The 17819-nt window shown below is 58.7% G+C and carries 14 protein-coding genes, 1 tRNA gene and 4 pseudogenes; 14 read left to right on the top strand and 5 right to left on the bottom strand.

The features are described from left to right. The first annotated feature begins 78 nt into the window (after nucleotides 1-78). The 4 genes from xylF to CO667_RS23860 all read left to right on the top strand — a co-directional run bounded on the left by xylF (nucleotide 79) and on the right by CO667_RS23860 (nucleotide 3763). Nucleotides 79-1119 carry a D-xylose ABC transporter substrate-binding protein gene (xylF, locus tag CO667_RS23875; RefSeq protein WP_097614376.1) on the top strand — a complete coding sequence of 347 codons (1041 nt, stop codon included), beginning with the start codon at nucleotides 79-81 and terminating at the stop codon, nucleotides 1117-1119. A 255-nt stretch (nucleotides 1120-1374) separates the two neighbouring features. After that, nucleotides 1375-2688 (top strand): sugar ABC transporter permease, encoded by a 1314-nt coding sequence (locus CO667_RS23870; RefSeq protein WP_097620768.1) that lies wholly within the window; start codon nucleotides 1375-1377, stop codon nucleotides 2686-2688. Between the two features lie 14 nt (nucleotides 2689-2702). Next, nucleotides 2703-3485, top strand: a complete 783-nt coding sequence (locus CO667_RS23865) for an ATP-binding cassette domain-containing protein (protein ID WP_003581354.1) — start codon at nucleotides 2703-2705, stop codon at nucleotides 3483-3485. Between the two features lie 201 nt (nucleotides 3486-3686). Next, a tRNA-Arg gene (locus CO667_RS23860) sits at nucleotides 3687-3763 on the top strand. A 690-nt stretch (nucleotides 3764-4453) separates the two neighbouring features. On the opposite strand, the gene CO667_RS23855 is transcribed toward CO667_RS23860, so the two are convergent. Further along, complete coding sequence (locus CO667_RS23855; RefSeq protein WP_210421749.1) at nucleotides 4454-5578, bottom strand: SIR2 family protein; 1125 nt, start codon at nucleotides 5576-5578, stop codon at nucleotides 4454-4456. A gap of 133 nt (nucleotides 5579-5711) precedes the next feature. Between CO667_RS23855 and CO667_RS23850 the strand changes: the two genes are divergently transcribed. After that, complete coding sequence (locus tag CO667_RS23850) at nucleotides 5712-6740, top strand: hypothetical protein (RefSeq protein ID WP_097620767.1); 1029 nt, start codon at nucleotides 5712-5714, stop codon at nucleotides 6738-6740. A 245-nt stretch (nucleotides 6741-6985) separates the two neighbouring features. Here CO667_RS23850 and CO667_RS23840 read toward each other — a convergent pair whose 3' ends face one another. After that, nucleotides 6986-7300, bottom strand: a complete 315-nt coding sequence (locus CO667_RS23840) for a hypothetical protein (protein ID WP_097620765.1) — start codon at nucleotides 7298-7300, stop codon at nucleotides 6986-6988. A gap of 234 nt (nucleotides 7301-7534) precedes the next feature. Here CO667_RS23840 and CO667_RS23835 point away from each other — a divergent pair. Beyond that, nucleotides 7535-7823: pseudogene (locus tag CO667_RS23835) on the top strand (CopG family transcriptional regulator). A 317-nt stretch (nucleotides 7824-8140) separates the two neighbouring features. On the opposite strand, the gene ligD reads toward CO667_RS23835, so the two are convergent. Continuing rightward, a complete protein-coding gene (gene ligD / locus CO667_RS23825; protein WP_097620763.1) occupies nucleotides 8141-9190 on the bottom strand; it encodes a non-homologous end-joining DNA ligase in 1050 nt (349 codons plus the stop codon). A 139-nt stretch (nucleotides 9191-9329) separates the two neighbouring features. Between ligD and CO667_RS23820 the strand changes: the two genes are divergently transcribed. The 5 genes and pseudogenes from CO667_RS23820 (at nucleotide 9330) to CO667_RS23800 (ending at nucleotide 11842) form a co-directional block, all read left to right on the top strand. Beyond that, nucleotides 9330-9785 carry a hypothetical protein gene (locus CO667_RS23820; RefSeq protein WP_097620762.1) on the top strand — a complete coding sequence of 152 codons (456 nt, stop codon included), beginning with the start codon at nucleotides 9330-9332 and terminating at the stop codon, nucleotides 9783-9785. A gap of 50 nt (nucleotides 9786-9835) precedes the next feature. Further along, nucleotides 9836-10150, top strand: coding sequence for a hypothetical protein (locus tag CO667_RS23815; RefSeq protein ID WP_097620761.1), 315 nt, complete (start codon nucleotides 9836-9838; stop codon nucleotides 10148-10150). 58 nt (nucleotides 10151-10208) lie between these two features. Next, the gene (locus CO667_RS23810; protein WP_245433243.1) at nucleotides 10209-11237 is read left to right on the top strand and encodes an SOS response-associated peptidase family protein; all 1029 of its coding nucleotides are present in this window, start codon (nucleotides 10209-10211) and stop codon (nucleotides 11235-11237) included. Nucleotides 11238-11289: 52 nt separating this feature from the next. Further along, nucleotides 11290-11472: a hypothetical protein gene (locus tag CO667_RS23805; RefSeq protein WP_245433246.1), complete on the top strand. Its 183-nt coding sequence runs from the start codon at nucleotides 11290-11292 to the stop codon at nucleotides 11470-11472. After that, nucleotides 11469-11842 (top strand): annotated as a pseudogene (locus CO667_RS23800) (thermonuclease family protein). The gene CO667_RS23805 and the pseudogene CO667_RS23800 overlap by 4 nt, the downstream one beginning before the upstream one ends. A 626-nt stretch (nucleotides 11843-12468) precedes the next feature. On the opposite strand, the pseudogene CO667_RS23795 reads toward CO667_RS23800, so the two are convergent. Together CO667_RS23795 and CO667_RS23790 are read right to left on the bottom strand one after the other, a co-directional pair. Next, a pseudogene (locus tag CO667_RS23795) lies at nucleotides 12469-12776 on the bottom strand (DUF1515 family protein). A 2-nt stretch (nucleotides 12777-12778) separates the two neighbouring features. After that, nucleotides 12779-13111 (bottom strand): type II toxin-antitoxin system PrlF family antitoxin, encoded by a 333-nt coding sequence (locus CO667_RS23790; protein ID WP_097620829.1) that lies wholly within the window; start codon nucleotides 13109-13111, stop codon nucleotides 12779-12781. Nucleotides 13112-13544: 433 nt separating this feature from the next. Between CO667_RS23790 and leuS the strand changes: the two genes are divergently transcribed. The 3 genes and pseudogenes from leuS to CO667_RS23775 all read left to right on the top strand — a co-directional run bounded on the left by leuS (nucleotide 13545) and on the right by CO667_RS23775 (nucleotide 17746). Continuing rightward, on the top strand, nucleotides 13545-16070 hold the full coding sequence (gene leuS, locus CO667_RS23785; protein ID WP_097620758.1) for a leucine--tRNA ligase: 2526 nt from the start codon (nucleotides 13545-13547) through the stop codon (nucleotides 16068-16070). A gap of 336 nt (nucleotides 16071-16406) precedes the next feature. Continuing rightward, on the top strand, nucleotides 16407-16733 hold the full coding sequence (locus CO667_RS23780) for a hypothetical protein (RefSeq protein WP_097620757.1): 327 nt from the start codon (nucleotides 16407-16409) through the stop codon (nucleotides 16731-16733). A gap of 216 nt (nucleotides 16734-16949) precedes the next feature. After that, nucleotides 16950-17746: pseudogene (locus tag CO667_RS23775) on the top strand (DUF882 domain-containing protein). The last annotated feature ends 73 nt before the right edge of the window (nucleotides 17747-17819 follow it).

The raw sequence follows: 17819 nt of genomic DNA, 5'->3' as shown, positions 1-17819 counted from the left end.
GAACTTTCCTCGACAGCTTTACGCGGTGGCCGGAGGAAGCATGGGCTGGGCCGGTCGCTACTCACTCGGGAGGACATTATGAAGTCTATTTTGAAATTGATGGCCGGCGCTGCCATCCTCGTTTCCGTTCATACCGCCGCCATGGCTGCCGATCTCGTCGTCGGCGTTTCCTGGTCGAACTTCCAGGAAGAACGCTGGAAGACCGACGAAGCCGCCATCAAGAAGGCTCTCGAAGCCAAGGGCGCCAAGTATATTTCCGCTGACGCGCAGTCCTCGGCCGCCAAGCAGCTCACCGACGTCGAATCGCTGATCTCGCAGGGCGCCAACGCACTGATCATTCTCGCCCAGGATTCCGACGCCATCGGCCCGGCGATCGAAAAGGCCGCTGCCGAAGGCATCCCGGTTGTCGGTTACGACCGCCTGATCGAAAATCCAGCCGCCTTCTACATCACCTTCGACAACAAGGAAGTCGGCCGTCTTCAGGCCGAGGGCGTCTTCAAGGCCAAGCCGGAAGGCAACTACGTCTTCATCAAGGGCTCTTCTTCCGACCCGAACGCCGACTTCCTGTTCTCGGGCCAGCAGGAAGTGCTGAAGGCCGCGATCGACGCCGGCAAGATCAAGAATGTCGGCGAAGCCTATACCGACGGCTGGCTGCCGGAGAACGCTCAGCGCAACATGGAGCAGTTCCTGACCGCCAACAACAACAAGGTTGACGCCGTTGTTGCTTCGAACGACGGCACGGCCGGCGGCGCGATCGCCGCGCTCGACGCCCAGGGCCTCGCCGGCTCCGTTCCGGTTTCCGGCCAGGACGGCGACAAGGCGGCGCTGAACCGCATCGCGCTCGGCACGCAGACGGTTTCCGTCTGGAAGGACAGCCGCGAACTCGGCAAGCGCGCCGCAGAAATCGCTCTCGACCTCGCCGGCGGCAAGGACATGAGCAAGGTCGACGGCGCTCAGGCCTTCAAGGGCGGCCCGAAGGGCGTGGAAATGCAGTCTGTCTTCCTGAAGCCGCTTGCCATCACCAAGGACAATCTGAACGTCGTCATCGACGCCGGCTGGATTTCCAAGGCTGAAGCCTGCCAGGGTGTCAAGGCCGGCACGGTTGCCGCCTGCAAGTAAGCAGCGCCTGAACTGAACTGCCGGCGCCGCAGCGGAAAGACCGCTGCGGCGCCGGATGCGGGAACTCCAACGACGAAGTTCCTCCGCCTCGCCGCGCCATCGCGGATTTTCATTCCCTGCCGGAAGGGTGTCGCGACGCCACGCGTGCGGTTTCCGGGAAGCATCGCGATGGTCAGTTGAAGAACAGACGCCGCCGCCGGCAGCCTTGAGCACGCCGGCGCGTCCGTCCAAACACAATGGGGGAACGGCAAACCCATGGCCGAAATGGTAAAATCAACGACTTCAAGCGGACCGCGAACGGCGGAAGCCAGTCCGGTGGCCCGCTTTTTCCGCGCCACCGAGATCGACACACGCCTCCTCGGCATGATCGGCGCGCTTGTCATCATCTGGATCGGTTTCCACATCATCACCGGCGGCCTGTTCCTGACCCCGCGCAATCTCTGGAACCTCTCGGTTCAGACGACCGATATCGCGATCATGACGACGGGCATGGTGCTGATCATCGTCACCCGCAACATCGACCTTTCGGTCGGCTCCGTGCTCGGCCTCTGCGGCATGATCATGGGCGTGACGCAGGCGAAGATCCTGCCTGAATATATCGGCTTCGACAGCCCCTTCACCTGGGTGATCACGCTGCTCATCGGCCTGATCGCCGGCGGCCTGATCGGCGCTTTCCAGGGCATGATCATCGCCTTCCTCAACGTTCCCTCCTTCATCGTCACGCTTGGCGGCCTGCTTGTCTGGCGCGGCGCCACCTGGCTCGTCACCAGCGGCCAGACGGTCGCGCCGATGGACCAGACCTTCCGCATCATGGGCGGCGGCGCAGAAGGCTCGATCGGCGCCACCTGGAGCTGGGTCGTCGGCATCGGCGCCTGCCTCTTCGTCATCGCCAGCATCATCGGCTCGCGCCGGCAGCGCCGCCGCTTCGGCTTTCCGCAGCGGCCGGTCTGGGCGGAATATTTCCTGGCGACGCTGAGCTGCGTGCTGATCCTTGGCGCCGTCTCGATCGCCAACAGCTATTACTGGCCGATCAATATCGCCAAGAAATATGCCGAGACCAACAATATCCCCTGGCCCGAAACCGGCCTGGATATTCCCTACGGCATCGCCGTGCCGGTGCTGATCGCCATCGTCGTCGGCATCATCATGACCTTCATCGCCACCCGCCTGCGCTTCGGCCGCTATGTCTTCGCAATCGGCGGCAACCCCGAGGCGGCCGAACTCGCCGGCATCAAGACCCGCTGGGTCACCGTGCGCATCTTCGCACTGATGGGCGTTTTGGCCGCTATTGCAGCCGCAATTTCCACCGCCCGCCTCAACGCCGCGACGAACTCGCAGGGCACGCTCGACGAGCTCTACACCATCGCCGCCGCCGTGATCGGCGGGACGTCGCTGGCAGGCGGCACCGGCACCATCGCCGGCGCCATGCTCGGCGCGCTCGTCATGCAGTCGCTGCAGTCGGGCATGGTGCTGGCGCATGTCGACACCCCGCTGCAGAGCGTCGTCGTCGGCACCGTCCTTGTCATGGCGGTCTGGCTCGACACCGTCTATCGCGCCCGTGCCAAGTGAGAGGAGCCCCAGATATGGCTGATCAACGCACTCCCCTCGTGGAACTGAAAAACATCTCGATCTCCTTCGGCGGCATCCACGCCGTGGACAATGCCTCGGTGGATCTCTACCCCGGCGAAGTGGTGGCCCTGCTCGGCCATAACGGCGCCGGCAAATCGACACTCATCAAGATCCTCTCCGGCGCCTACAAGCGTGACGGCGGCGAGATCCTGATCAACGGCGAGCCGGCCGACATCCGCAATCCGCGCGATGCCAAGAAATACGGTATCGAGACGATCTACCAGACGCTTGCCGTCGCCGACAATGTCGACGCCGCCGCCAACCTCTATCTCGGCCGCGAGCTGAAGACCCGCTGGGGCACGCTCGACGACGTGGCGATGGAAGCCTCGGCCCGCCAGGTGATGGGGCGGCTCAACCCCAACTTCAAGCGCTTCAAGGAGCCGGTGAAGGCGCTTTCGGGCGGCCAGCGGCAATCGGTGGCGATTGCCCGCGCCATCCTCTTCAACGCCCGTATCCTGATCATGGACGAGCCGACGGCAGCGCTCGGCCCCCAGGAGACGGCGCAGGTGGGCGAGCTGATCAAGCAACTGAAGAAGGAAGGCATCGGCATCTTCCTCATCAGCCACGACATCCACGACGTCTTCGACCTCGCCGACCGCGTCTCGGTGATGAAGAACGGCCAGGTGGTGGGCCACGCCCGCACCGAGGACGTGACCAAGGACGAGGTGCTCGGCATGATCATCCTCGGCAAGGTGCCGCCGAAAGCCATCCCCGGCCCCGGCGCCATGCAGATCTGATCGCAAGGCGACAAGCCCACGACAACCCACTCCGCCGCCCGCAAGGCCGGCGGAGTTTTTTATGCGTTCTCGGAGGCTGACGGATAAAAACACGTGCCAAACCGCAAGCATCGGTATTTCTGAGAATTTCGCGATTGAAGCCGGCCGCAAGCTAGGCTAAGAACCACCCATCGGACAGGCGATTCAAACCGCCCTCGGCATGCACCCGTAGCTCAGCTGGATAGAGTGTTGGATTCCGATTCCAAAGGTCACAGGTTCGAATCCTGTCGGGTGCGCCATTTTTTTCTCTATCTTTGTCATCACATAAGTGCAAACGCGCACCTGCGGTTCGCGAACTGTAGCCACCATAAATGCGAACTGACGGACATCAACCGGCCGCTATATGGTTCATTCGGAGCACGTGCCTGAGTGCTCGCTCCAAGTTCTCCTCGCTCTAAAAGTTGACAACGCCGAATCCTTCTGGGGTTGCCGCCAAAAGCGCAGATTCTGAAAACTTTATTGAGATTTTTCCGCGGCAATTTTTGTGCGCCGCAGCGGTTTATAGCCACCAAAAAAGACGCGAATTAACCCCATAGGCAAGCATAGCGAAAGCATCAATGATATCAACCGCCAAATGCCACCAGTTAAGTTTCAGGCGTTATCGAAAAAATGGAAGCAACTCTGCTTTTTTCTCTAAAACCCACGTATGCCAGCCAAACTTACAAGCTTCGGCAAAGGACTTAATCCTTAGACGAATCCTCACTGCAAAGCCACTTCGTACTCGTCGCCATCCTGCACCTTCTTCAGGAGCGCGACTCCTTCGTGGGACCACTTGCGGGCCATACTCGACGCCTTGTTCCCGGTCTTGATCTTACAGTGGTACCGGTTGTCCGATGAACGAAGATCGATACCCTTTTCGTCCTTGATCCTGTTCAGAAGGTGGTTCGCTGCCTGCCAATTCGGCAACCCGATCCGCTGAGACAACTGGGTCAATGTATAGGGGTGGGACTGATTGGGGTTATCGATGACCGTAATGCCCAGAAGCTTCGGAAGAAAGTCCTTTCGGCGGCTACACGCTCAAGGACATCGTAGTCGACCTGCACAGATCCGGACGGTATGTCATGTCGGATGAGCTTCATCGTGCGAGCGGCGAGAGCGCGGACGAGCTTCGGATTAATCGAAGTAAGCGCTGACTGGCTCTTCAATGCCTTGAAGATCCAGTCAAAGTCGTTCGTATGGATCGCTCGGATCCGGAACTCCCGCCCCTCGACTGCGAAGATCGACTGATCCGGCGGATGCTTTTCCACAGCGTCTGGCCGCCAAATTATCTGGTAGACGTTGGGAATGAGGCCATTCTCGTCCGCGACGAGCTCGCCGATGTCCCGGAGGATCGCCTTAACGTTCGGATCGTTTAGGCCGTAGCCCACGATAAAAACCGGATGCTCGGCGAAATAGGTCAGCAGCTTTGCAGAGACGTATTTTTTCTTCTCCGTCCACTCGTCGTAGTCGCGTTTGGTGAGAACGATGGACTTGGGATCCGACACGTCTCCGTGGATATGGAAGATCTCGCCGAAGCTATTGGTGTTGTATCTCAGGATGGTCTGGCCACTGATCGGCTCATAGCCATCGAACACCTGCTCGAGAAAGAGATCGTAGTTGGTTGTTATGATAGCATGGGGCTTGATGACCGCCAGCGCTTCCAGTTCCTTCTGGATCGAAGCGTCATCGATGTCGGCTATCGCCGGTGTGATCTGCGCCACATGCTGGCACGCCAGATGCTTCAGGAAAGAATCCTTGCTAACTTTCGAATTGAAGAACTCTTCCGGGAACTCTCCGCGCGCTTCCTTCCAAGCCCACTCGAAGACCATGTCCGACAGGACAGAGCCGATGGCAATGGGATCGTCGTCGTGCTTCTGCCGGAGGTACTCGTATGTGTCGGGGCCGTCAGGGATCCGATTGAATATCGCCTTCAGAAGCTCATGCCAGTTAGGGGCGCCGAAATATCTCCTGGACAAGCCGCTGCCGACAAACAGGATCGGCTGGCACTCGAACTCCAGTAGGAGATCGCGCACGGCGGCGTCCGCCTTCTGCCTGTAAGACAATTCCTGCTCCACGACTCACCTCCGTTCCAACACAGGGATTCCATATGAGTCAAGTAGTTGTCCACTGGAGTTGCTGCCCGCGATCGTTGCAAGGCGTCTGAGGCCAGAGTATCCACGGATAAGCGCAGCCCATAGGATTCGCACGATGTCGTGGAGTGGTACACTCGATCAGAAAGCGGCTTACTGGAGACATTCCGCAGCCCGCTACAAGGCCACCATCGACCAGAAGGGTGCTCTGCCTCGGAGTGACTGGTGGCGCTACGAGTATTGCCAGACGCCCTACCTCATGCTTGCGAGCGACGCGTATCTGGCCCAGCGCTGGCTGGACCAATACCACAATAATGTCCGCCTGACGGCGGCGGGGCAGGTCGCGCCGCGCGAAGACTTCGCGGACGAGAAGGGTATGTTCGGCCCCCTGTTCACCCACCTGACGATGGAGTTCGGCACGCGAGGCGGCATCCCAACCAAGGTCATCTCTGATGGCAACGAGATGATGGACAAGTATTTCACAAAAGGCGAACCCACCGGTGTGCGTCTCTTTAAGGGCTATCCCGAGACCCTCGACGGCGTGATCGTGAAGTTCGGCCAACGAGAGCATATCGAGAAGCTGCTCAACAACGGCGAAGTGCGTGTCACGCCGTCCACCTTCTATTCTCAGGCGAGTCTATCGAAGGCGATGCATGACCTGGAGAGCGAGCGCCAGTTCGACCATCCGGCTTTTGAGGCTGTCCGAGCCGGGCGGACGCGAGCGAAGACGACGACGGGCTTCGAAGGAGCCATCGAGGATGGCTTCATCAAGGAGACGGTTCGATGCCCAGATTACGTTCTATGGTGCGCTTGCCGAGACATCGACCGGCGCATGCCGGATGACTTCAGCGCCGACGCAGCGCTCATCATCCGGAAGCCGACGGCCTTCGCATCACGGTTCCAGAGTGGATTGAAGAAGCTGTGGCCCGGCGTGAAGATCAAGGTCGGACCCGTCCAGTACTATGACCCGTGCTCGTTCGTTCATAGGAACGAGAAGCCTGTCCACCTGAAGCATTTCCAGTTCGCCTATCAGCGCGAGTGGCGGTTGTGCGCCTTCCCCACCGCAAGCCAGATGCCTGCGGCTGCATTCAACATCGAACTGGGGACGCTGTCAGACATTGCCGAGATGGTGACACTTCCAGCCTAACACATCCTGGACAGCGCGACGTCCCTTTGGTCGACCATGAGGCCCGTGATCGGCAGAGTCCGCGCTTCGGCGCCCACAGGAGCAAAACGACACCTGGACTATATTTGACCGGCGCACCGGCGAGATAGCTGAACGGTCGGGCCTTATCATGGCCCGCCTAAACAAAAATGTGGTTCTGGGGCTGATCCAGATTCTTGAACAGATCGAGGACGCTCCGAAGCGAATCCATAGATCTTTCCTGCCGCCTATTGCGCGCACTTCTTCAGTAGACGGGCAGTAGTTTCCATCTGAGCGGCGTATTCCTTCATCGCTGCATACGCCACCTTTTCCTTGTCGCTGAGCTGCCGCATACTCTCCGCTTCCTCTCCGTCGAAATGGGGAATGGCGACACCGAAGGCAGCGTCGGTCCGCCTCATTCCTTCTACGAATGCCTGCAGATCAGGCAAGAAACTCGCCATCGGCGGAGCGACCGCATGACAGACGCTGGGATCAGATGCGAGCGCTGAAATCGCCGAGCATCCGGCCATCAAGGTCGCGAGGACGAGTTCGGCGGTACGCATATGGGTTCCCCTCTTATTACAGCGTGTGGCCGGTTGCCTTTACAAGAATCACCGCGGACGTTGTAGTGTAGAAATGATGACCCGCTTCATTTTCATATTTCTGGCCAGTGCGCTCTTCAGCAACTGCGCCTTCCCGCGCCCGCGCGCGTGGTCCAATTGTCCGTTCGACCAGCAAGTCGTGGTGGACCATGAATTCCGCTGTGGAGTACCCAATGACAGTGGCGGAGTGAAGCCGTGACGATGCCCGACACCGCCACTCTCCTCGAAGACGCCGCCGATCGCATCGCAGATATCTCGCGAGCGGACCTGCAGATTATGCTCCGTCGGGCAGCACTGCGACTGCGCAATGCTGGCGCCGTTTCGATGGATGATGATGTTGAGGAAGCCTTGTGTGACTTGGCCGGCGAATTTGGAATGACGCGCAATGAACGATCAAGTTCATCGTGCGTGAATGATGGAGAAGAACACCTATCTGCCGGTGCACGTGCTCGATGAAGACCGCGATACCGATGGGGAAGCTTGATTGAGTGAAGCTCGAATTCAGTTGTGGTTCGCGTTCTGCTTTGTCGGAAGCATTTGTGCTTATAGCTGGTATTGGTACATCAGATCCTTCATCTTCTACTTTAGAAATGACTTCGACTTCACCAAAGATTTCGGCCCTAAATTCCGATCGGAGTTTGCAGAGCATGATCAGGACTGGGTGAAGCCAAGAGAAAAGTTCCTGATTGACTGGCCGCTTTGGGTCCTGGGGACGTCCTTCATTCTGCTCATTATAGTCTTGGCTCTACTGGGGATTCTCACGCCCTGCCACAATTGCGTGCCGGGATAGCGCTGGCGCAATCATTCCAGCGTGTAAATCGCCGCATCGTCCTGCTTTTCCCGCAGCCCCTTATATGACGCATGCCGCAGCTTTCCGTCATGCGTCCAGGCCCGATACTCGATCTCGGCAACGAACTCCGGTCTGACGAAGACCGCCTTTCGCTTTCTCCCCGTGTCGATCGCGGGCTTGCCGATGACCAGCTTATCCATCTGCGTCCTAAGCTCGGCGGCGGAACGCTCATTGAAGCCGGTCCCCACTCCCCCGACATAGACGAGATCGCTACCTTTGCGCGCCGCGAGCAGAAGCCGCCCGATGCCACCAAACGATGCGCTTGACTTCTCATAGCCGACGATGACGAAGCCGTCGCTCTGGACGCATTTGATCTTAATCCAGTCGCCAAGCCGACCGCTGCGATAGGTGCTGTTTCGGTCTTTGGCGATGATGCCCTCGAGTCCATGCTCGCATGCTATCCTCAATAACGTGTCGCCATCCGCCTCGATCTCCTCGGATAAACGAATGGCCTCTTCTCCGCCGGCTGACACCAGCCCTTCGAGGAGATGGCGTCGGGCGGTGAGTTCGGTTCCGGTGAGGTCATGGCCGTCGAAATAGATGAGATCGAACGCCATCAAGACCGCTTCGCGGGACGTCCGCTTTCCGCCGCGGCCGCCCAGCGACTGCTGAAGCCTCCCGAAATCTGACCGGCCATGCTCGTCGAACACGACGGCTTCACCGTCGAGGATCGCTGTTGAAACTGGAAGACGTTTTGCTTCAGCCGCGATTGCAGGAAAGCGATCCGTCCAATCATGCCCGCCGCGCGTCAGGATGCGGACGCCCGATGGCTCGATATGGACGGCCAGGCGATAGCCATCCCATTTGATCTCATAAACCCAATCGTCGCCCTTCGGCGGCTTCGGCTTCAGCAAAGCAAGGCAGGGCTCGATGCGATCAGGCATCGGATCTAAGGGGAGATTGGGCTGGTCAGGATTTCGGCGCCGACGTGGGCGACTGCGGAGCAGCACATCGGCTTCACCGAGTAGCGGCTTGGAAGGCTTGCGGGGCGGCGTTGTCATGCCGCAACTTCATCAGCAACACCTAAAAAAGCAATTGACCCAGATTGATTATTGACTCACATCCAGATGAGAACATAATAAGAACATCCCGGCGAGAAAAGCGCCAATCCGAGAACGAACGTAAACCAGGAGAACGACGATGCGAACGCATTCGACCGATGGCAAAGCTGTGCGCATTGAAGCGCGCGTCACTTCCCTCACTGGCATCTGTTGGGGCCCTCTCGCTCCCTTCGAAGCAGAAGACGCGCACGATGAATTGTTGAAGTCTATCGAAGGGCGCGCCGGTGCCGAGCTGATGACAGCTACGGTTTTTGATCGAGAGTCCGGCGCCAAGTGCGGCCGGTACGATGTCGCGGTAGATGCCAGTTCAGGCGACGGGTGCGGGATGTACCGCTCCATCATGCTGGAACCGTCGACCGGCGAGATACAGGACCTCGCCACGCCGCCCCTTTGGTACCAATACAAAGATCCGGAGGATGTGGTCGTCAAAGTCCACAAATTCCTGACCGACATGAAATTCTTCGAAAACCTTGACGCCTTCACTCATCATGCGATCGACCGCGTTGAGGCAGAGGAAAAGGGACAAATTCACTGAGCAGCAGTGGCTTGAACTGAAGACGGCGCTCAAAAGTCGACGGGCTTGCCATGCCGGAAATGAACCAATCCAAGAAGCTCGCCCGCTGGTCTTTGGCCGATGCGAGCGCCGTCGGGCATATTCTCGTCGTTCAATGCCAATATTGCAGGATTACAAGGCGATATCTGCCCGACGACATTCTGAAATTCCAGAAGAATACGTCCGTTGATCGCGTCCGTTTTCGCTGCCAGGAGTGCGGTAAGCGCGACTATATCCACGTGAGCGTCTACTCCCCATCAACCAGCGATATTGGAAAGTTGCCGGTTCGACGTCTGGTCGGCTTGCGCGACGTCAGCATGCCGATATGGCGCGACGAAACCATGTAGGCTCAAGATGGCATCGAGACGAGATAACCTCTTAGCCCGATGGAGGCTGGACCTGGAATTGCCGCACCATGTCATCATCTGGTGGGGCAGCTATCAGAGCGGCGAATCTGCTGACAGCTACCGTGAAAGGGGTGACATTCTCACCTCTGCGCTTGCACTCGAGCAAGCCTCGAAATCCTATTCTGCTTGGATCGAGTGGGATCAATATCTTGTCTTTTGTTTCAGCAATCGCGAAGCTGCACGTCAATTCAGGGACCGTTGGAGCGGTCAACTCATCGACACCGATGAAGTCAGCCGAAAAGGTGCGTGGACGCCAAGGGAGGGCGATGTGTGCAATCTCTACAGCATGCTCAGTAACCAGGAGGCCATCCGCGGAATTACCCGCGCGATGATCGACAGCACCGGCAACATGGAGCCGACGCCGGAGATCTGGCCCGACCGGATGGCGCCGATCGTGCGCAATACGCCGGCCGGCCGCGAACTGGCCCAGGTCCGCTGGGGTTTGCCGAGTTCTTCCCAAGCTATATTTCAGGCAGCAACGAAGCGTGCCGACGCTCTGCGCAAAAAAGGCAAGGAGTTCGATTTTCAAGAGCTTCTGAAGATGGAGCCGGACGGCGGGACAACCAATGTCCGAAACGTCGCGAGCAAGCATTGGAAACGCTGGCACGGCGCGGAGTTTCGCTGCGTCGTGCCTTTCACAAGTTTTGCTGAGCCCGACCCTGCAAGCAAGCCCGAGGGCGGACGAACGCCGAATGCGTGGTTCGCCGCTGATTCGAGCTGCCCGCTGATGTTCTTTGCGGGAATTTGGGTGCCGCAATGGCAGAGCGTACGGAAGATCAAGGAGGGCTTAATTACCGCTGACCTCTTTAGCTTCCTGACAACGGAGCCAAACGCCGTCGTCGCACCGATACATCAGAAGGCAATGCCTGCGATCCTCACTAATCAGGTCGAGATCGAAACATGGCTCACTGCGCCATGGGAGGAGGCAAGCAAGCTGCAGCGTCCGCTACGCAATGATCAGCTCATCATTCTGTCAACGGCGCCAATGTCGGTTGAGACCAATGCCGAGCCAAGGCTACTGCTGTGACGAGGGATGAATGAGCGACACCGACAAGCCGGCCCTGACGAAAGCGCCGGAAATGTACATCCACTTTTGCGAGGAAGACGGATGCAAGGAATGGGGAAGCTGGGGCAATAGCGCCTCCCCGGCCGGCGCGACGCGCTGGTGGTGCTTCGAGCATTTTCCACATAAGTCATACGAGCAGGAACAGGCTCTCAGGCGGAAGCTCGAGGCGGCCGAACATGGAAATATCGTTCAATGATCGCTGGACTGATCATCTGTGCATCGCTGACCGTCGTCGACGGAGACACGGTAAAATGCGACGGCCAAAACATGAGACTGCTGGGGGAAGGAGTTCCATTCGTCAGCGGCATCGATACGCCGGAGATCGGAAGCCATGCGAAGTGCATCAAGGAACGGAAGCTGGCGCTGATCGCCAAGGGAAGGCTGAAAGAACTTTTGGCTGAAAAGGGATTGCGGATCGTACGGAGCGGCGCTGTCGACAAGACGCCGTCGCACCGGCCCCTCGTCAACATCTATCGAACGAACGGTGAAGAGATTGGGAAGAAGCTGCTTCGGGAGGCTTCGCGCGCACCTGGACCCCGAGGCATCGGAATGACTGGTGCGATTGATTAAAAAAATCTGTAGGCACGGGAACAATATGCTTCGTTGACCGTAAAACCTTCGGGTCGTGCGGAGATTCGTTACACTTCGCTGAGGGACCCACCTCAACCTTAGCCCCGCTCCCTAGTGGGGCTTTTTTTGGCATTGACGTCGGCAATACTATTACCGTGCAGAATTGTACCGGAACTATTGTCACACAAAAGTGTTACTTGGCTCGGAGCGGATCGCGCAGAGGAGTCTCCTGTCTCCAGCGGCACACACCCCTTGCAATCTTCGCGATCCGCTTTCTCCTGCCGGTTAGGAGCCATTAATTGGTCCGGAACCTTAAGGAACTTTTCCAGCCATCCACAGTTAGGCCACAAGGATCGCACAGGCGCCCCATACTGGGGTGTCCGCTTCCCTTCCTTTCCTGTGCGGTCCGGTACTTTCCAGCACTCACTTGCCCCGCTTCGCCGGGGCTCCTTTTTGATCCTCGGCGATCAATGATCGGGAACCCAACTGGTCCCCCTTTATCTACAGGAAGCAGGGTGATCCTCCTGTGCAATCCATGGACTTGCCCTATATCGGCGGGGCTTTTTCGGATCGCAATTCGCGATAGCAAATGCAATAGCTCAGTTTACTTTGAGCCATCCCGCTATTTTCCGACAAACCACCCCGCAGCAGAGGCGCCAAACTTGGTGATGATGAAGGTAAGCGCCGAAGCTCCTATCCCGACGATCCCAAGCGCTCCGAGCCCCTGAGCTTCCACCTGCGCACGTCATCGGTCACCGGCCACATTTCCGAGATATCCTCCTTAACCGCTGAGACCGTGCCCTCGACCTTGTCGACGCGATCGACAAGAAGATCGAGCCGGCCGTGCATCTGCGATCGGCTGTTGTCCGATTTGATTTCCGATTGCCGGAAGGCGTCACGGAGAATGGTCCAGCCATTGATCGTCAGCATGGCTAGAGTGCGACATCCCCGTCGATCTCGGCATCGAGGTCAACATCTAAAGTCCCGGTCAGCGCGGCGATGCGATCGCGCAGCGTGGACGGCAAGGCGAGAATGGATGTGCCGGGGTTCTTGGCCATGTCCTGCGCCAGAAATGCAAGGAAACGGTCGACAACCGGGTCGCTCCCCTCTTCCGCAACCTTCTCGACATAGACGCGGTGCTGATCGTCGACGAGGAAGGTGATGCGCCCGCCATAATCCACGCCCAATGCCTGCCGGACCGCCTTGGGAATGGTGGTCTGGCCCTTCGCGGTGATCGTGCTTTCTTCCTCCCGCAATGCAGCCATGGTCGGCTCCCATTTGGTTCTCATTGTATTTAAGGAATATTCCTTACATTATCAAGAGATTGGAATAGCCCCGGACTATCGACCGGTTGCCCGATGCCGCCACCTGAGAACTATAGACGCTTCCTTGCAAAAGGAGGGCTTTCGAGGGCGATGGCGTAGATAAATTTGTCTTCCTCACCCGGTGCGGTGCGCCAGTTCCATTTGCACATCGTCAAACTGACCGCGCCGCCGGCGACTGGACAGGAAAGCGGTTCCGTGTCATCAAAAAAGACATGAACACCGCGCGCACCAATGCAAAGCTCCTACTCGCCATCATTCCGATGGTGGGTTAGCACGCGCTCGCGTTTTTAAAGATGCAGCAACCCGCCGAAGAGGCGGGTTTTTTGTTGCCATTCCTCTTCGGTCGGAATTTCGAGACAGAAGGGAATTCGCAATGCCATATGACCCCAAGACGATCGAGCCGCGATGGCAACGATACTGGGAGGAAAACCAGACATTCAGGACCGAGGACGACCAAAGCCGTCCGAAATATTATGTCCTGGACATGTTTCCCTATCCGTCCGGCGACGGCCTGCATGTCGGTCATCCGGAAGGCTATACCGCGACCGACGTCGTGGCTCGGTACAAGCGCATGATGGGCTTCAATGTCCTGCATCCGATGGGGTGGGATGCCTACGGGCTGCCCGCCGAGCGATATGCCGTGCGGACGGGCGTCCACCCAGCGATCACCACGCGGAGCAACATCGCGAATTTCAGGAAGCAGGTCCGGCGTCTGGGCTTTTCCTACGATTGGAGCCGGGAGATTTCGACCACCGATCCCGCGTTCGTACGATGGACGCAATGGATCTTCCTGCAAATGTATAAGGCCGGCTTGGCCTACCAGGCGGAAGTTGCCGTCAACTGGTGCCCGGCACAAGGTACGGTCCTCGCCAACGAGGAAGTGAAGGACGGCCGCTACGTGGAAACCGGAGACCCGGTGGAACGTCGCACGATGCGTCAGTGGATGCTGAAAATCACCGCCTATGCCGACCGCCTGCTTACGGATCTGGACGAGCTGGACTGGCCTGATGGTATCAAGGCGATGCAGCGCAACTGGATCGGCAGATCGGAAGGCGCTGAAGTGACTTTCGATGTCGAGGGTAGCGGGAGTTCCCTGACAGTTTACACCACGCGTCCGGAAACGATCTTCGGCGCCACGTTCATCGTCCTCTCCCCTGAGCACCCTGCCATCGATGCCATCGCTTCCGCCGGCCAACGCGGAGAGGTCGACGCCTACCGCACCCGCGCGGCGGCAATGAGCGCAATAGAGAAGTCGCAAGCCCAATGGAAAAGCGGCGTATTCACCGGAGCCTATGCGATCAACCCGGCGAATGGTTCGCGGGTTCCGGTATGGGTCGCTGACTACGTAGTGATGACCTACGGCACCGGCGCAATCATGGCCGTTCCCGCCCATGACGACCGTGACCGCGATTTCGCTGAGGAGTTCGGGCTGCCGATCGTCGAAGTCGTGTCGGCGTCTGGCTCCCCCTCCGGCAATGTGCCGCCCGTTGCGTGGACTGGCGAAGGCGTCATGGTCAACTCCGGATTCATGGATGGAATGGAGACGAAAACGGCGAGAACGGCGGCGATCTCCTGGATGACCGAGCAAGGTGTTGGTGTGGGGCGCACCGAGTACAAGCTGCGCGACTGGCTGTTCTCGCGGCAGAGATACTGGGGAGAACCCTTTCCTATCCTCTATGCCGCCGACGGCAGTATCGTGCCCCTGCCGGAGGATGCCCTGCCACTGCTGCCTCCCGAACTCACCGAGTACAGGCCAACGCCGGACGGGGAGCCGCCGCTGGCACGGGCGGGCGATTGGGTTCGAACAGTCGATCCGAAGTCCGGCATGGAAGCTCTGCGGGAAACCAACACGATGCCGCAATGGGCGGGATCGTGCTGGTATTACCTGCGCTTTGCCGATCCTTGGAACGTGACCGCGCCGATCGATCCCGAGAAGGAGAAATACTGGCTGCCCGTCGATCTCTATGTGGGAGGAGCCGAGCACGCGGTGCTGCATCTGCTCTACGCCCGCTTCTGGCACAAAGTCCTGTTCGACATCGGCGTCGTGACGTCCAAAGAGCCGTTCCGCAAGCTGTTTAACCAGGGAATGATCCTGGCCTTCAGCTACAAGGATGCGACCGGGAGGTACTATCGACCCGAGGATGCGGCCGAGCGCGACGGTCGCTGGTATGTCGGAGAAATCGAGGTCGAGCGCCAGGTCGAGAAGATGTCGAAGTCGAAACTCAATGTCGTCAATCCTGACGAGGTGGTCGAACGATACGGCGCCGACGCCATGCGTCTGTATGAACTCTTCATGGGGCCATTGGACGTTGCCAAGCCGTGGCAAATGTCCGGTGTATCAGGGGTCAGCCGCTTCCTCCATCGCGTATGGCGGATCGCCATTGGAGAGGATGGCATGGTGTCGAGCAAAATTATCGATGCGAAGCCGTCCCCGGAGATCGCGCGCGTTCTTCACAAGACGATCAAGGCTGTCGGCAACGACATCGAGGCACTGCGTTTCAACACGGCGACCTCAAAGCTGATGGAGCTGTCAAACGCATTGACGGGGCTGGACATCACGCCACGGTCAGCAGTCGAATCCTTCGTGCTGCTGCTGGCACCGTTTGCGCCGCACATTGCCGAGGAACTCTGGAGAATACTGGGGCATCCGGAAAGTCTGTCGCATGAACCCTGGCCGACATACGACCCCACTCTCGCCGACGATGATGTGAGAGAATTTATCGTTCAGGTGAACGGCAAGCTGCGTGGCAGGATTCAGGCTCCCTCGACGCTCGCCGCTGATGAACTCGTCAGGCTGGCTGCGCAAGAGCCTGACGTTCGGTCGAGGTTGACGGGCAAGGCGGTGCTGAAGGAAATCGTTGTCCCTGGACGGCTGGTGAACTTCGTGCTTGCGCCATAGCATCGAGCCGCTCCGGAACGTGGTCGAGACTGTCGGCCACGGCTTCGCGTGGAATCTGAAGATCCTGCTCAGCTTCTTCACGCATCATCGGAGGTGCGGCAGCAATCCGTCCCGTATCGACTCTATACTCGCCCCTGTCCTTGAGAGGTCATCGAGAAAAACTCTTTGTTTTCAATGTCACGAATTGCAGCCAGAGTTGGCGTTAGCACAGTGTTAGCGTGAGCCATTTATCGTTGCGACACCATTGGAAACCGCCACGGAACATATCAAGGATCGGCTGCAACAGCGACAGGCAGAATGGTGACGGGCTCTGAAACGCCGGCTTACGGAGATGACATGAAACTGGTTCTAGGCAGCGTGATATTGGCGTCTGGCATACTGCTATCCAGCCCGTCGGGATTTGCCGCTTCCGGCGGATGGCAGTCGGATGGGCAAGGCACGAGATACTGGCACGTCACTCCACCGCCCGGGCAATGCAATATAAGCCGGGCGAGAAACCGGGCGCTTCGGGCCGGCATCTATCGCAGCGAGATTATACAGCAGGATGAGAATATCATCATGCTCAGAGGTCTGGATGAATCAGGCGACCGGCGAACGATCGGTTTCGGCAACATCAGGGGATGCCCTGAGTTGGAAGGCTATGAGGATCCCTCGCACTTCTGAAGGCATGCTTAGAATTTGTTCAGCGAACTTTTCCAGTTCCGACCGGGGTGCGCATTTCTGTGCAAACGTCGCGCCTATACCGATCAGCGAGGCTGGCGGTTAGTAGCTACTCGCGGACGCCGGTTGCGATTGCGCCTCGGATGGGCCGCATCCTCAATTCGCCAAGCTTACACATCCGCTCGTTTGACCATAATCTGGCTCTACGCAGCCTGATGGATGCGGAAGTCCCCGCACGTCGTCGAATGTTTGGTGTGGGCGGGATTGTTCGTGTTGAAGTATCCAGTGCAAGGATTATCGGGCGCAGCCTTGAGCGGAATTGCCAGGCTCCTCTCGCGTGCGGAACGCTTCGCAGCGCAGACCATTCTGCCGGCTCTGTTTGCGCTGCCGGCACTTGTCGGCTCCGCATCATTTGCCTCGGCGGAAGATCGGGCGCTGAAGCTGTTCTTTACCCATACGGGCGAGAGGGCGACGATTACCTACAAGCGGGATGGAAAGTTCGATCCGAAGGGTCTTGCCCAGATCAATCGGTTTCTGCGCGACTGGCCACGGAACGAGCCGACCCGGATGGATCCGCGGCTGCTCGACCTGGTCTGGGAGGTGTATAAGCGCAGCGGCGGCAAGGATATATCCATATCGTCTCCGCCTATCGCTCTCCGGCCACACCGATCGAGGCGCTTCCGGAACGACGGCCGCCGGCATTGCCGGCCCACGCCCGTTTCCATCCCCTCGCAGCTGCACAGGAAAGCTCCGAGCGGGGCGCAGATATGATCGCCTCGCTGCCGATGACTGCATCCTGGGAAGAAGCGGGCTTCTTGGGATCGACCTCCGAGGCGGCGCTGATGAAATGGGCGCTGCATTCTCCGGGCGAGGCGATCGGGTTGAGCGCGCCTCGCGTCTCGCCCCGCACGGTTCATCGTCAGGCGAAGGTTGCGACTTCGGGTGAGGCTGTCATTCCGGTCGCCGCCGCAGGACCATTCGATGCCGGCCGGTTTGTGTCGCCTCCGGAGGGTTGACGTCATCAGCGGTTGATCCGACGGCAATCGCTGCCGAGGTCAGCAGGCCGGGTTCTCGCTTTCTTTTCAGTCA

The organism is Rhizobium sp. L43, from assembly GCF_002531725.1.
In the GTDB taxonomy this organism is placed as follows: Bacteria; Pseudomonadota; Alphaproteobacteria; order Rhizobiales; family Rhizobiaceae; genus Rhizobium.
The sequence above is the reverse complement of the archived record's forward strand: the minus strand, read 5'-3'. Positions and strand labels throughout refer to the sequence as shown.